The 15,126-nt window shown below is 71.8% G+C and carries 11 protein-coding genes and 1 tRNA gene; 4 read left to right on the forward strand and 8 right to left on the reverse strand.

The window, feature by feature from the left end; translation table 11 throughout:
• The first annotated feature begins 37 nt into the window (after positions 1-37).
• Positions 38-1,186, forward strand: a complete 1,149-nt coding sequence (locus ACFYMO_RS25330; protein ID WP_388549123.1) for a P1 family peptidase — start codon at positions 38-40, stop codon at positions 1,184-1,186.
• 161 nt (positions 1,187-1,347) lie between these two features.
• On the opposite strand, the gene ACFYMO_RS25335 is transcribed toward ACFYMO_RS25330, so the two are convergent.
• From ACFYMO_RS25335 to ACFYMO_RS25360, 6 genes are all read right to left on the reverse strand, one after another.
• Positions 1,348-3,483, reverse strand: coding sequence for a fructose-specific PTS transporter subunit EIIC (locus tag ACFYMO_RS25335; protein WP_388549126.1), 2,136 nt, complete (start codon positions 3,481-3,483; stop codon positions 1,348-1,350).
• On the reverse strand, positions 3,480-4,448 hold the full coding sequence (pfkB, locus tag ACFYMO_RS25340; RefSeq protein WP_366773664.1) for a 1-phosphofructokinase: 969 nt from the start codon (positions 4,446-4,448) through the stop codon (positions 3,480-3,482). The genes ACFYMO_RS25335 and pfkB overlap by 4 nt, the downstream gene beginning before the upstream one ends.
• A 45-nt stretch (positions 4,449-4,493) precedes the next feature.
• On the reverse strand, positions 4,494-5,255 hold the full coding sequence (locus ACFYMO_RS25345; protein WP_388549145.1) for a DeoR/GlpR family DNA-binding transcription regulator: 762 nt from the start codon (positions 5,253-5,255) through the stop codon (positions 4,494-4,496).
• 288 nt (positions 5,256-5,543) lie between these two features.
• The gene (locus tag ACFYMO_RS25350; RefSeq protein ID WP_366773665.1) at positions 5,544-6,560 is read right to left on the reverse strand and encodes a sigma-70 family RNA polymerase sigma factor; all 1,017 of its coding nucleotides are present in this window, start codon (positions 6,558-6,560) and stop codon (positions 5,544-5,546) included.
• Between the two features lie 553 nt (positions 6,561-7,113).
• On the reverse strand, positions 7,114-8,670 hold the full coding sequence (locus ACFYMO_RS25355) for an MFS transporter (protein WP_366773666.1): 1,557 nt from the start codon (positions 8,668-8,670) through the stop codon (positions 7,114-7,116).
• A gap of 239 nt (positions 8,671-8,909) precedes the next feature.
• The gene (locus tag ACFYMO_RS25360; protein WP_366773667.1) at positions 8,910-9,575 is read right to left on the reverse strand and encodes a TetR/AcrR family transcriptional regulator; all 666 of its coding nucleotides are present in this window, start codon (positions 9,573-9,575) and stop codon (positions 8,910-8,912) included.
• Positions 9,576-10,103: 528 nt separating this feature from the next.
• On the opposite strand from ACFYMO_RS25360, the gene wrbA reads away from it, so the two are divergent.
• From wrbA to ACFYMO_RS25375, 3 genes are all read left to right on the forward strand, one after another.
• On the forward strand, positions 10,104-10,730 hold the full coding sequence (gene wrbA, locus ACFYMO_RS25365) for an NAD(P)H:quinone oxidoreductase (RefSeq protein WP_366773668.1): 627 nt from the start codon (positions 10,104-10,106) through the stop codon (positions 10,728-10,730).
• Between the two features lie 170 nt (positions 10,731-10,900).
• Entirely contained in the window at positions 10,901-12,772 is a 1,872-nt protein-coding gene (locus ACFYMO_RS25370; protein ID WP_366773669.1) for a glycoside hydrolase family 3 protein, read from the forward strand.
• Between the two features lie 83 nt (positions 12,773-12,855).
• Positions 12,856-12,928: transfer RNA gene (locus tag ACFYMO_RS25375), tRNA-Arg, on the forward strand.
• A gap of 734 nt (positions 12,929-13,662) precedes the next feature.
• Here ACFYMO_RS25375 and ACFYMO_RS25380 read toward each other — a convergent pair.
• Both ACFYMO_RS25380 and ACFYMO_RS25385 read right to left on the reverse strand, forming a co-directional pair.
• Entirely contained in the window at positions 13,663-14,325 is a 663-nt protein-coding gene (locus ACFYMO_RS25380) for a class I SAM-dependent methyltransferase (protein ID WP_366773670.1), read from the reverse strand.
• Between the two features lie 79 nt (positions 14,326-14,404).
• Positions 14,405-14,854, reverse strand: coding sequence for a hypothetical protein (locus tag ACFYMO_RS25385; RefSeq protein ID WP_366773671.1), 450 nt, complete (start codon positions 14,852-14,854; stop codon positions 14,405-14,407).
• Positions 14,855-15,126 lie beyond the last annotated feature (272 nt).

A 15,126-nucleotide genomic window follows, 5' to 3' on the forward strand; every position in this document is an offset into this window, starting at 1 on the left:
TACGGCCGTCGCATGTGGCTGCTGGTATTGATGCCCCATGGAGACTCACGGCGGCCAGGAGCCGCACCCCGCGCAGGAGCAGCCGACCCGCATCCGGGACGCGCTGACCGACGTCCCCGGCCTGCGCGTGGGCCACGCCCAGCGCGACGGGGACGGCTGGCTCACCGGGACGACCGTGGTGCTGGCCCCGCACGAGGGCGCCGTCGCGGGGGTCGACTGCCGGGGCGGGGCCCCGGGCACGCGGGAGACGGACGCGCTGGACCCGCGGAACCTGGTGGAGCGCATCCACGCCGTCGTCCTCAGCGGCGGCAGCGCGTTCGGCCTGGACGCCGCCACGGGCGTGATGAGCTGGCTGGAGGAGCAGGGCCGGGGTGTGCGGGTGGGAGCCGACCCTGCGCAGGTCGTGCCGGTGGTCCCGGCGGCGGTCATCTTCGACCTGGGGCGCGGGGGCCGCTGGACCGCCCGGCCGGATGCGGAGCTGGGCCGCGAGGCGGTGGAAGCGGCCGCGGCGACACCGCCGGGGGCGCCGGTGGCCGAGGGCAGTGTCGGTGCCGGGACGGGAGCCGTCGTCGGCGGCCTCAAGGGCGGCACGGGCACGGCGAGCACCCGGCTGGCCTCCGGGGCGGTGGTGGGCGCGCTGGTGGTGCTGAACGCAGCGGGGTCGGCGACGGACCCGGCGACGGGCGTGCTCTACGGCGAACTGGCCGACGGTCTGCCGCACATCCCGTCCGAGGACGAGCACGCCGAGGCCGAGATACTGCGCTCGGAGGCGAAGGAGGAGACCGACCGGCGGGTGGCGGGGACACTGCGGCCCGCCCTGAACACCACGCTCGTGGTGCTGGGAACGGACACGGCACTCACCCGCGCGCAGGCGCAGCGGCTGGCCGGAAGTGCCCACGACGGCCTGGCCAGGGCGGTGCGCCCGGTACACCTGATGCACGACGGCGACACGGTCTTCGCCCTGGCCACCGGGGCACGCGAACTGGGGACCGGCGAGTTCAACGAGGTACTGGCGGCGGGCGCCGACGTGGTGGTCCGGGCCGTGGTCAAGGCCGTGCGGGCCGCGGAAGGGGTGGATGGGCCGGGCGGTGTCTTTCCGTCCTACAGCGATCTCTACGGTCCCGCGCTCCCCGGAGCGGACGAGGAGGGTCCCTCCGCGCACGAGGAGCGCGACACCGGACACTGACGGGGCTCCCGCGGCCCCGGCCCGCCGGAACGCGGCGCCCGTGGCGGCCGGCGGCACCGGCCGGTCCGGCCCGCCGGGCGGCGGGCCGGGAACCGGTTCCGCGGCGGGCCGGACCGGCCCGGTCGTCCGACGGGGCGGACGGACCGCCGGGCGGGCTCCGCTCAGACGCCGGCGGTTGCCCGCGGCTCCGCGCCGTCCTGCGCCGGGCTGCTCCGGGCCTCCGGGGTCTGCTTGCGGGCGCCCTTGAGGAGGAGCGTCGCCCCGGCCGTCACCAGGGTTCCGGCCGCGATGGCGACGAGGTAGAGCAGCGGGGAGCCGATCAGCGGCACGACGAAGATGCCGCCGTGCGGCGCCCGCAGCGTGCTCCCGAAGCCCATGGAGAGTGCCCCGGTGACGGCTCCGCCCGCCATGGAGGCGGGGATCACCCGCAGCGGGTCGGCGGCCGCGAACGGAATCGCCCCCTCGCTGATGAAGGAAGCACCGAGGACCCAGGCGGCCTTGCCGTTCTCCCGCTCGGTCCTGGTGAACAGGCTGCCGCGGACGGTCGTGGCGAGGGCCATGCCCAGGGGCGGCACCATTCCGGCTGCCATGGCGGCGGCCATCACCATCAGGCTGCCGTTGCCGGGGTCGGCGCTGGCGATACCGCCGGTGGCGAAGGTGTAGGCGACCTTGTTGACGGGCCCGCCCAGGTCGAAGCACATCATCAGGCCGATGAGCAGCCCGAGCAGGACGGCGTTGGTGCCGGTGAGGCCGCCGAGCCAGTCGGTCATGGCCTGCTGCGCGGTGGCGATGGGCTTGCCGACCACCACGAACATGAGGGCGCCGACGATCGCCGACGAGAGCAGCGGGATGACGACGACGGGCATGATGCCACGCAGCACGGCCGGGACACCGACTCGCTGGACGGCCATCACGATTGCACCGGCGAGCAGCCCCGCCACCAGGCCGCCCAGGAAGCCCGCCTCGATCTGGACCGCGACGGCACCACCCACGAAGCCCGGTACGAGGCCGGGCCGGTCGGCCATGCCGTAGGCGATGTACCCGGCGAGAACGGGGACCAGGAACCCGAAGGCGAGTCCGCCGATCTGGTTGAGCAGGGCGGCCCAGCTGTGGACCTCGGTCCACACGAAATGGTCGGCGACGGACTTGGCCCCGGCGATCTCGTAGCCGCCGAGCGCGAAGGAGAGGGCGATCAGCAGCCCTCCGGCGGCGACGAACGGGACCATGTAGCTGACGCCGGTCATCAGCCAGGTCCGCAGCCGGGTGCCGAATCCGTCGCCCTGCGCGGCCCCTGCGTCCATGGGCGCGGAGGCGGCGGGCCGGGGTGCGTGCTCACCCCGTGCGGCCCTGTCGCGGGCCTCGCGGAGCAGTTCGGCGGGGCGGTTGATGGCGGCCTTGACCCCGACGTCGACGGTGGGCTTGCCCGCGAAGCGTTCCCGCTCCCGCACTTCGACGTCGTGCGCGAAGATCACGGCGTCCGCGGCGGCGATCACCGCCGGGTCGATCCGCTGGAATCCGGCCGACCCCTGCGTCTCGACGGTGAGCACGGTGTCGGCCGCGTCCTCCGCCGCCCGCTCCAGCGACTCGGCGGCCATGTAGGTGTGGGCGATACCGGTGGGGCAGGAGGTGACGGCGACGATGCGGAAGGGCTCGGACGGCGCGGCGCCGGATCCCCCGGCCCCGGTCGTCCGGGGCTCCTGCGGCTGCTCCGGCAGCACGGGGTGCTCCGGATCCGAGGCTGCCGGATCCGGAGCCTGCGGCTCCCTCTGCTGCGGTTCCTGCCCGCTCGGCACCGCCGCGTGATCGGCCTGCGACGGCTCCTGGAACTGCTCGTCCGCCGCGCGCGTGTCCGGGGCGGAGTCGCCGCGTATCAGTGCCGACGCCTGCTCCGGGTCCGTGGCGGAGCGCAGGGCGGCGGTGAATTCGGGGTCGGCCAGTCGACGGGCGAGCGCGGACAGGATGGTCAGATGCTCGCTGTCCGCCCCGTCGGGCGCCGCGATCAGGAAGACGAGGTCGGCGGGACCGTCGGGAGCTCCGAAGTCGACCGGCTCCGATGGACGGCCGAAGGCGAGCGTGGGCTCGCTGACGTGGGCGCTGCGGCAGTGGGGGATGCCGATCCCCCCGTCCAGACCCGTCGGCATCTGCGCCTCACGGGCCGCCACGTCGGCGAGGAATCCGTCGAGGTCGGTGACGCGGCCCAGCGACACCATCCGCTCCGCGAGCGAGCGGGCGGCATCGGACTTGGTGGCGGCGGACAAGTCGAGATCGACGAGTTCCGCGGTGATCAACTGGCTCATCGGACGGCTCCGTTGACGTCGGGGAGAAGGGGAAGGTCCAAGGGGACGTCGGTGGTCACGGTGACCGCTTCCGGACGGATGTCGTCCGGTCCGGGCATCTGGCTGCCGGGGAGTTGCACGGCGGCGGCACCGTGCGCCACGGCCGAGACCAGCGCCCGGGCCCGTGCGCCGCCGGCGGTCAGGAAGCCCGCCAGCGAGGCGTCGCCCGCGCCGACATCGCTGCGGACGGTGGCGACGGGAGCGGTCCCGAAATAGGTCCCCGTGTTGTCCACGAGGAGTTGTCCGGTGGCACCGAGGCTGGCCAGGACTGCTCCCGCGCCCGCCGCCCGCACCTCGTCAGCTGCCTTGACGGCGTCCCCGACGGTGGTGAGGGTGCGGCCGACGACCTCGGCGAGTTCCTCGGCGTTGGGCTTGACCACGTCGGGGCGCGCGGAGAGGGCTGCCGCCAGCGCGGGTCCCGAGGTGTCGAGCGCGACCTGGACACCGTTCTCACGGGCCCGGCTGACGACGGCCGCGTACCACGCGTGGGAGAGGCCGCGGGGAAGGCTGCCGCTGCACACCAGCCAGCGGGCGCGGCTGCGGGCGGCCTCGGCCGCCAGCGTGTCCAGGAGCGCCCGGGACTCGGCGGGGCCGATGTCGGGCCCGGCGGCGTTGACCTTGGTCAGTGTGCCGTCCGGTTCGGCGAGGGCGACATTGACCCGGGTGGAGCCGTTCACCGGCACTCCGGCCACGGCGATGCCGAGTCCGCCGAGGAGCTGGGCGAGGAGGGCGCCCTCGGGACCCCCGAGCGGCAGTACGGCCACGGTGGGGTGTCCTGCCGCGGCCACCGCTCGGGAGACGTTGACGCCCTTGCCGCCCGGATCGACCCGGTCGGATCCGGCGCGCAGCACGGCGCCGCGGTCGAGCCCGGGAATCTCGTAGGTGCGGTCCAGGCTGGGGTTGGGGGTGATGGTGAGGACGGTCATGGGGGTCCAGAGGTTGGTGCGGCGTGCCGGTGCGGAAGGGAGGGCTCAGACCCGTTGGACCCGGGTGCCCTGGTCTTCGACGACCCGTGTCCCGGCGGGGCTCAGGCCGGTGTCGGTGATGAGGAGGTCGACCTGGGAGAGGTCGCCGAAGCGGGCGAAGTACTCCTCCCCCGCTTTGGTGGAGTCGGCCAGGAGCACCACGTGCCGGGCGGCCGCCATCATCGTCCGCTTGACCGCCGCTTCGGCCAGATCGGGGGTGGTGAGGCCGCCGTCGACGGAGAACCCGTTGGTGGCGAGGAAGAGCACATCTGCCTTGATCTCGCCGTAGGTCCGCAGGGCCCACGCGTCGACGGCAGCCCGGGTGCGGTGCCGTACGCGCCCGCCGACGATGTGCAGCTCGATCCCGGGATGGTCGGCCAGACGGGCCGCGGTGGGCAGGGCGTGGGTGAGGACGGTCAGCGAGATGTCGGCGGGCATGTCCGAGGCGAGCCGGGCCGTGGTGCTGCCGGCATCGAGGATCACGCTGCCTTCCCGGGGCAGGTGCGCCAGGGCGGCCTGCGCGATGCGCTCCTTCTCCTCGGTGGCCGCCGACTCCCGGGCGGCCAGGTCGGGCTCGAAATCGATACGGCCTGCGGGGATGGCCCCGCCGTGGACGCGTCGTACGAGTCCGGCACGGTCCAGGGCCTTGAGGTCACGGCGCACTGTCTCGGCGGTGACGTCGAACTCGGCGGCCAGGGACAGCACGTCCACCCGCCCCTGCTCTTCGGCGGTACGGAGGATGGCCTGCTGGCGCTCCGGTGCGTACATGTGGATTCCGGTCCGTTCCATGCCCGATTGTGTGACTTCTGCGTGAGACTACGACCGGTAAGCCAGAAAGTAAACACACTCGGGCATTCTTTCGGGCGCGAACAGACCCGGGAACGGTGGAGGGGGCGGGAGGGCGGGGAGGGAAAGGGGGGAGGAAAGAGAGGAGGGAGGAGGCAGACGCCGGGGCGCCCGGGGCGGACAGCAAAGAGCCCCGGTGCTCGGGGGAGGGCACCGGGGCTCGTCTGTGGGGGCGGCGACGGGGGCGGGCCGGAGAACCGGCCTGAGGGGTTACGCCGCCTCGTCGAAGCCCGTGTCATGGGCCATCTTCTTCAGTTCCAGGAGGGCATGCTTCTCGATCTGGCGAATCCGCTCCCGCGTGAGGCCGTGCTGTTTGCCGACCTCCGTCAGGGTGCGCTCGCGGCCGTCGACCATGCCGTAGCGGGCCTTGATGATGGAGGCCGTACGGTCGTCGAGCCTGCCGATCAGGTCGTCCAGTTCCTCGCGGCGCAGCACGGTCAGCACCGACTGCTCGGGGGAGGCGGCCGAAGTGTCCTCCAGCAGATCGCCGAACTGGGTCTCGCCCTCGTCGTCGACGGACATGTTCAGACTGACGGGGTCGCGCGCCCAGTCGAGCACGTCGGTGACGCGCTCGGGCGTCGAGTTGAGTTCAGCGGCCACCTCCGCCGGCTCCGGGTCGCGGCCGTGTTCGCGGTTGAACTCGCGCTGGACCCGGCGGATGCGCCCCAGCTCCTCCACGAGATGGACGGGGAGCCGGATGGTGCGGGACTGGTCTGCGATGGAGCGGGTGATGGCCTGGCGGATCCACCAGGTCGCATAGGTGGAGAACTTGAAGCCCTTGGTGTAGTCGAACTTCTCCACCGCCCGCACGAGTCCGGCGTTCCCCTCCTGGATCAGATCCAGCAAGGGCAGGCCACTGCGCGGGTAACGGCGGGCCACAGCCACCACGAGGCGCAGGTTGGAACGGATGAAGACGTCCTTGGCCCGCTCGCCCTCGGCGACGACGGCCTCCAGGTCTTCCCGGCTCGAGGTGGCGCTGGCCGAGTCGCTGGAGACCGGCTTCTCGAGTCCGTCCAGGATGCGCTGGGCGTAGACGCCCGCCTCTATCGCGAGGGACAGGTCGACTTCCTTGGCGGCGTCCAGCAGCGGAGTGCGGGCGATCTCGTCGAGATACATGCCGACCAGGTCGCGGTCCGCGACTTCGCTGCCAGCGGTGCGAACACTGCTTGCCGTGTCGGAGACACCGGTGGTGTTCTCCTGACGACGGGCGACGGCACGGGTTGCCATGCGTGCTCCCTTGCGAGTGATCTGAAACTTTGGCCTGGTGGCTGACTGTCGGACACTCCGCGAGTGCCCGCCCTACGTGGATGTCAACGGCTGGAATCCGGACTAAATTCCCAACCTGCGCAACATTTTTCGGATCATGCAGTAAACTGCGCCGCTACCCGTGCGGACAGCAAGGTGACTGAGCGCACTCAGGCGCTGGTCGGAGCGGTATGGAGCCTGCCCCTGGCGGGCTCCCGAATCCGGTCCGCGGCTACCGGGAGGCTGTCGTCGTCGACACCCTTCACCCGTGTAGACGGCTGATGTTCCCTGTTGGTTGCGTGCCCCTGCCCGCTCCGGTCCGAGGCACACCTGCGGCATCGGGGCGACGGATCCGCGAGACGCCCTCGGAGTGCACCTGGCGATACGAGTGGGCGCCCCGCATGGTCCCGGGCGGCCAGCGGGCGCCTCCGGGACCAGCGGCCGGGGAAACGGGAGCGGCCCCCGCGTCCCATCGGGGACACGGGGGCCGCGGCAGCCCGGTGGCCGGCACGGTGACCGGCGCGCGGGGCCTTCGTCAGTGCATGGCTGCCAGCACCGGCTCCGGCTCGTCGCCGGGGCGGTCGCTGCCCGCCTCTCCGTCGGGCGTCTTGCCGGGGGCCGGGCTGCCGCCGCCGCGCGCGTTCACGAAGACCGTGACGATCGTGGCGGAGACGAGCAGGATGCCCACCGCCCACCAGATCGCCGAGGTGTAGCCGTGCACCATGGCCTCCAGCTTCAGCATCCGCTGGGCGGGCTTGGTGGTGGCCTCGGCGACGTGCGCGGTGACGTACGAGGTGGTGGCGCTCGCCGCGATGGTGTTCAGCAGCGCCGTACCGATGGCGCCGCCCACCTGCTGCGAGGTGTTGACCATCGCGGAGGCGACACCGGCGTCGCTCGGCCGCACACCGTGCGTGGCCAGCGACATCGCGGGCATGAACGCCGTGCCGAGCCCGAGGCCCAGCAGCACCTCGGCCGGGAGGATCAGCGCCGGGTAGGAGCTGTCGACCTCCAGCTGGGTCAGCAGGAGCATGCCCACCGCCGCGGTCAGGAAGCCCGGTGCCATCAGCAGGCGGGCCGGTACGCGGGTCATCAGCCGCGCCCCGATCTGCGTGGAGCCGGTGATCATGCCGGCCACCATCGGCAGGAAGGCCACACCGGTGCGCACCGGGGAGTAGTCCTTGACCACCTGCAGGTAGTACGTCAGGAACAGGAAGAGGCCGAACATGGCGATGACCGCCAGTCCGAGCGAGAGGTAGACCCCGCCACGGTTGCGGTCGGTGACCACACGCAGCGGCAGCAGCGGCGCCCGGAGCCGCGATTCGACCACGGCGAACGCGGCCAGCAGCACGACGGCGGCGATGAACATGCCGATGGTGCCGCCCTCGCTCCAGCCGTCCGTCTCCGCACGGGTGAATCCGTACACCAGGGAGACGAGGCCGAGTGTGGAGAGGACCACGCCGGGGATGTCGAGTGCGGACCGGTTGCGGGTCCCGGACGGCTCATGGATGACGCTGATCGCACCGAGTGCGGCGATGGCCGCGAACGGGACGTTGACGTAGAAGGTCCAGCGCCAGTCCAGGTACTCGGTCAGTACACCGCCGAGGATCAGCCCGATCGCGCCGCCGCCACCGGCGATGGCGCCGTAGATGCCGAACGCCTTGGCGCGCTCCTTGCCGTCGGTGAACATCACCGCGAGCAGGGAGAGGGCAGCCGGTGCCAGCAGTGCGCCGAACGCGCCCTGCAGGGCACGCGCCGACAGCATCATGACCTCGCCGTTCGCGGCACCGCCGAGGGCCGACGCGAGCGCGAAGCCGATGAGTCCGGTCACGAAGGCGCGCTTACGGCCCCACATGTCGGCGATCCGGCCGCCGAAGAGCAGAAGTCCGCCGAAGGCGAGGGCGTAGGCGGTGATGACCCACTGCCGGTTGGCGTCGGATATGCCCAGGTCGACCTGGGCGGAAGGAAGCGCGATGTTCACGATGGTCGCGTCGAGGACGACCATGAGCTGCGCGATGGCGATGAAGGCCAGCGCCTTCCATCGCCGGGGGTCGAGCCCGGCCTGCGCGTCGGCCGGAGATGGCGTTTCTGGCATGGATGTGCCTACCTCACGGTGCGGAGTACGAAAAATGGGATGTCGGGGAGACGCTGCTGAGCTGAGCGCTCAGCACGGCTCTCGTCTGGTGCGGGACATGCGCAGCGGGGAGGTACGAGCCCCCCGCGCTCGTACCTCCCCAGGTGTCGGGAGTACGGGGAGTGCTGGAGGTGTGGACCCGGGAGAGGAGGAAGAGTGAGCGGTGCGGCGGCAACCGCTCGACGCTGCGGCTACGGAGTTCAGTGGTCCTGTCGCAGTTCCTCCAGAGTCGCGGCGTGGCCGGGTAGTTGTGACTTGGCGGGGGCTCGCAGCCCGTCGAGGAAGAGCTGCACATGACGTTCGACGAAGCGTTCGATGCGCTGGCAGCCGACGCCCGGCAGCGGCCGGGAGAGCTGGCTGAGCGCGACCATCACGTCGCCGACGTCGATGTCGGTGCGCACCTCGCCCGCCTGCTGGGCTCGCCGGATGAGCTCCTGGGTGAGCCGTTCGACCCGGTTGCGAGCAGCCAGGGACTGCGGCTCCGTGGGGTCGAAGCGGCCGGAGAGCATGGGGCAGAGCGCGCCGATGCGCTCTTCCACCGCGGCGAAGACGAAGCGGCGCAGCGCCTCGAAGGAATCCTCCTCCTCGGCGAGCGCCTTCTCCGCCCGCCCCGCGATCCGCTCGGTCACGGCATGCATGACTCCGTGCACGAGCGAGTCCCGGTCGGGGAAGTGCCGATAGAGGGTCGCATTTCCGACCCCGGCAGTGCGAGCGATTTCATCGAGGGAAGCATCCGCCCCGTGGACGACGAACGCCTCGCGGGCCGCGGTGAGGATGCGTTCGCGGTTGCGCGCCGCGTCGGCCCGCCCCTTGGGAGCCGCGCAGTCGACAGTGCCGCGCTTGGTGGCATCGGTGGCGCTGCCCATCTGTGACTCCTTCGCTCCCTTGGGGGGCTGGTGCGTGTGGTCTCGGTTGCTGCTGGTCGTGGGATCGCGTGCGGCTGTGGTCGTCGGTCGGCGCGTTGCTGCCGACGAGTGTGACGTGCGGGTGTGGCGCTGTGCGTCGTACCAGGGTTGGCATGACAGCAGTGCTTTGGTGGCACTGGAGGTGGTACTGCGGTCCTCCATCCGGGGACCTGGTCCCCGTTTTGTGGAGACGGCTATGTAAACGGGGACGCGGTCCCCGGTTATTTCCCTGACTCCTGTGACTCACCTCACTCGCGCAACAACCACCACAGCCATCCCGCTCAGACGGGTACACGGCACTGACTCGGCCCTGACCACCCCGGCCCCAGCGCCAGCCCCGAACCACGGCAGCACCGGAGGACGACGCCCGCGCGGCAGAACAGACAGCGCAGGAGGCGCAACGAGACGAAGAACCGCACAAGAGATCCAACGAAACCCGACCCCGCACAAGAGGCACCGAGAACACGCCCCACGAAAGGACGGAGCGGCATGTCCCAGTCCACCCCGGTCAAGGTCGCGGTCATCTACTACTCCGCGACCGGCACCATCACCTCCCTCGCCAAGGAGATCGCCGACGCGGCGCAGTCCGCTGGAGCGGAGGTCCGGCTGCGCCGCGTGCAGGAGCTGGCGCCGCAGTCCGCCATCGACTCCAACCCCGCCTGGGCCGCCAACGCACGGGACACAGCGGACATCCCCGAGGCCACCCCGGACGACATCGACTGGGCGGACGCGGCGATCCTCGGCACCCCCACCCGCTACGGGAACGTCACCTCCCAGCTCAAGCAGTACCTGGACACCCTGGGCCCGCTGTGGGCCGAGGGACGGCTGGCCGACAAGGTCTACAGCGGCTTCACCTCGTCCTCGACCCTGCACGGCGGGCAGGAGAGCACGCTGCTGGCCCTCTACAACTCGGCTCACCACTTCGGCGGCATCATCGTCCCGCCGGGCTACACCGACCCCTCGAAGTTCGAGGACGGCAACCCCTACGGCACCTCGCACGTCGACGCACAGGGTCAGAAGCCGGTCGACGGCACCGCGCTGAAGGCGGCCCGCGTGCAGGCCGAGCGGGTGGTCCGGACCACGCGCGCGCTCAAGGCGGGGCTCGCGGAGGAGTAGGCCGGACGCCGAGTGCCCGACCGGGCCGGATGCCACTGGACTGGACCCAAGAAGTCCCGCGCGGCGTCTGGCCCGGGGCGGCGCCGCACTGGGACGATGCTGCTGCATCCAGCGGTGACCTCCACATGACACGTGCTCCACCCACACATGCACAGGTGAGGAGCGTTCCGATGCAACAGCCCACCTCTCGCAGACACCTCCTCGCCGCCGCGGCCGGCACCGCCGCCGCGCTCGGCGCGACGGCGTCGCCCGCGTCGGCCGGGGCACATGCAGACGGCAGCGGCGAGCTCTCCGGCACTGTCTCCGGCCATCGGCACGGCCGTTCGGCGCATGCCTCCTCGGCCGCCGTCCGCGCTCGTGCGGCGGCTCTGCTGCGCCGGATGAGCCTCGACGAGAAGATCGGCCAACTGTTCGTCGTCGAGGTCTACGGCGCGTCCGCGGAGACGGAACACGACAGGAACCGCGCGCTGTACGGCGTACCGACACCCGCGGACGTGGTGCGGAAGTACCGCCCCGGAGGCGTCATCTACTTCGACGCACGCCGCGGACCTGACAACGTCCAGGAGCCGCGTCAGATCGCACGCCTCTCCAACGGGCTCCAGAGCGCCGCCAGGCGGGCCGGTGCACGTGTACCGCTGCTCATCTCCATCGACCAGGAAGGCGGCAGCGTCGTCTACCGGATGCTGGAGCCCGCCACCCAACTCCCCGGCAACATGGCACTGGCCGCGACCCGCTCCACCCGCGACGCCTACGACAGCGCCGACATCATCGGCACGGAACTGGCAGCCGTCGGCATCAACCAGAACTACGCACCGGTCGCCGACGTCAACATCAACCCCGCGAACCCCGTGATCGGCGTCCGCTCGTTCGGCTCGGACACCGCACTGTGCGCGGATTTCGTGGCAACGGCCGTACGCGGCTACCACCAGGGCGGCGTCGCCAGTGCGGCGAAACACTTCCCCGGACACGGCGACACCGATGTCGACAGCCACACCGGACTGCCGGAGATCAAGCACACCCGGGCCGAACTGGACCGGATCGACCTGCCGCCGTTCCGCGCCGCCATCAGGCGCGGCGTCGACACGATCATGACAGCCCACATCGTCGTCCCGTCCCTGGATCCCTCCAGGGCGCCCGCGACGATGTCGCACCGGATCGTGACCGGGCTGCTCCGGGAGGAACTCGGCTTCACCGGCCTGATCGCGACGGACGCCCTGGACATGCGCGGCGCCACCGCGGACTTCCCACCCGACATCGCCCCCGTGCGCGCCCTCCAGGCGGGCTGCGACCAGCTCGTGCTGGCACCGAAGCTGGACACCGCCTTCGGAGCCGTAGGAGAGGCCGTGCGCTCCGGCGCCGTCCCCCAGGAGCGACTGGACGACTCGGTGCAGCGGATCCTCGAGCACAAACTGCGTCGCAAGCTGTTCCCCGCGCCGTACGTGCACGAGCGGCGCGCGGCCCGCACCGTCGGCAGCAGGCGGCACCGCTCCCGGGCCCGGCAGATCACCGAGCGGACGATCACGCTGGTACGGAACGAGAACGGCGCCCTCCCGCTCCCCCGCGACCTGGGAACCGTCCTGGTCACCGGGTGGGGCACCGCGCCCCTGGCCGCCCTCGCCCACACCCTCGACGCCCAGCGCGGCCGGCGGACGACCACCATCGAGACCGGCACCCGGCCGGACACCACGAAGGTCGCGGAGGTGACCGAGGCGGCCCGCACACACGACGCCACGGTCGTCCTCGCCAACGCCGCCGCGGCAGGCAGCGAAGAAGGCGTCGCCCAGGCCCGACTGATCGACTCGCTGACCGCCACCGGCCGCCGGGTGATCGTGGCGGGCGTCCGCCTCCCGTACGACATCCGCCGCTTCCCCGATGTCCCCGCCTACCTGGCCACCTACAGCTACGGCACCCCCTCCATGACCGCCCTCGCCCGCACCCTCTCCGGCGAAGTGGCCCCACGCGGCACGCTCCCCGTCCCCATCCCGGCCCTCGACGACCCGAACCGCGACCTGTACCCCTTCGGCCACGGCCTGCACTACTGACAGCACCCCCGCGGACACGACGACGTTGCCGACGCCACTCCCCCATCCGCTAGGCTAGGCGCGCGGATCTCCCGGATCCGCGCGCCTCCGTAGCTCAGGGGATAGAGCACCGCTCTCCTAAAGCGGGTGTCGCAGGTTCGAATCCTGCCGGGGGCACCTCGGAAAACAGCAGGTGAGAGCACATAGAAGGGCCCCGGCGACCACGCCGGGGCCCTTCTTGATCGCCGCCACGCCACATCCACGCCACATCCCCACGGAATCCCAACCCCCGCAGCCCGTCACCCGGTTCAGTGTTCCCAGGTGATCGAAAGCGGGTTTCGGCTTACAGTGGTCGCCAGAGGGGGGGCTCGGCGTCACTCCCATCCGACGCCCCGGATTCCAGCCCTCGTGGGCCGCGGCTGTTCGTCGGGGAGGACAACAGTCGTGGGCAGGCCCCCGCCGTGGATCGCTCGTCGGGGGCCGTGCAGAGCACAGTAGACCGCCCCGCACCCAAGTAGGTGCGGGGGCGGGACGCCTTGACTGAGTCTTGGCGTCTAACGGTCCCTCTTGGCGGATTCCAGTACACCAGGGTGACCGCTCTTGTTGCCCCGGGCGGCCAGAACACGTGGTCGCCCGGGGCCGTCTAAGCTGCCCCAGGCATGTGCCGTAGGCATCTATCACCGTGAGTTCGAATTTTCCGACGGGCAAGCCCTTTAACCTGCAACCATCCCACCAGCAATTCGAACACTCATCGAGCTGGGCACCACCAGCCCGCCGCTCGACCGCATCCTGTGGATCGCCCGCGCGCTGGACGTGCCCCCGGCCTCGCTGCTGCCGGACGCGCCCCCGTAGAAGGGGCCCTGGCCGCCCGCGACGGGGGAGGCACGGACGGCCAGGCCCGGCCGAGGCGGCTACCCGAGGGCGCGCACGAGGAGCGTGCCCACCGTGCGCGGGCCCGGGGGTGCCTCGATGACGCGGGCGGTCGGCGAGAGGAACCCGTGTTCGCCGAGCAGGGCCCGCCACTGCTCCGGCTCATGGTCCCAGCGGCGTACCACGTGCGGGTCGGCGTCCGGGCCGCGCTCGATGTACGACGCCTGGCAGCCGTAGCAGCCGGCGACCGGCGGCCGGTGGGAGAACGCGAACACCCCGCCCGGCCGCAGTGCGGCCCGGACCGCGGGCAGCAGCTCGGCGGGGTCGATGAACCAGGCCGCTCCGAACACCGAGTAGACCGAGTCGAACTCGGCCCGCCGCCCGGCCAGGTATCCGAGTGCGTCGCCCTGGTGGAGCGCGAAGGCGTCGGCGCCCCAGCGGTTCCGGGCGGCGTGCAGCTGTCGCTCGGAGAGGTCGACGCCAATGGCGCGGGTGCCCATGCCGGCGACGTGGGCGAGGTTCCCGCCCTTCCCGCAGCCGAGGTCCAGGACGCTCGCTCCCGGGCCGATGCCGAGCAGCTCGGCGCCGGGTCCGTGGTCGGGGTACTGCGTCCAGTTGAACCACGTGCGGGCGCCGGAAGCGTTCACGGTCCGGCGGTCGGGCCTCTGGCGGGCGTAGGTGTCCCACGCGGGTGCGGTGGTCATGCGGGCGATTGTCCTCCTCTGCGGGGCGGCCGCCCGGTGAACCTGCCGGGCGGCCGCTGGGTGGTTCGTGCCGTGTGTACTACTTGGTCGGGCTGTCGTGGCAGCCCGCGTGGCACTGGTTACAGTTCGCGGTCTCGGGCCACAGCTCGGCATCGACGCGGTAGCCGGCGGCCGTGATGGCGTCGAGCGTGCGCTGTCGCTCCGCGGCGGCCTTGCCCTGCTCGCCGTCCTCGGGGAGGTCGGGCACGTGGTGCAGGAAGCGGCCCGCGACACGGTCGCACCATTCCGCGTACTCGCGGGTGTGCAGGATGAAGGTGTGCCAGCCGATGTCGACGGTGCCGCTCGGCGAGAGCGGTGCGTCCTCGTTCCCTGCGCAGGCGGCGAGGAACGCGCCGGTCTGGTCGACGATCCGCTCCGCGAACGGCAGGTCGAACCCGGGGTGGTCCGCGGTGATGCGTGTCGCGAGGCGGCCGGCCAGGTCCGGGCCGAGGATCGTTCGGCCGGTCGTGGCCTCCTTGGCGTATGCCATGGGACTATCCCTTCTGTGGTGTCCGGCGTGCGGTCGCGCGCCGGATGCGGCGGGCCTTGCGGCCCGTCCGTCCCCCGGGGAGTCTTGGCAGGCACCTGGGGGACGGGGTTCTTATCGGGCGGGCTTCCCGGCGAGTGCCAGGGCCACGGCGGCGGCGCACGAGGCGACCACGGTGGCCGCGTACAGCGGCCCGGCGTACCGGGCAACCCGTCGCAGCAGCGTCACGTCTCGTCGCCCTCCTGTCGGCGCTTGCGCTGCTCGCGCTCGGCTGC

The organism is Streptomyces sp. NPDC007025 (genome assembly GCF_042869455.1).
GTDB lineage: Bacteria > Actinomycetota > Actinomycetes > Streptomycetales > Streptomycetaceae > Streptomyces.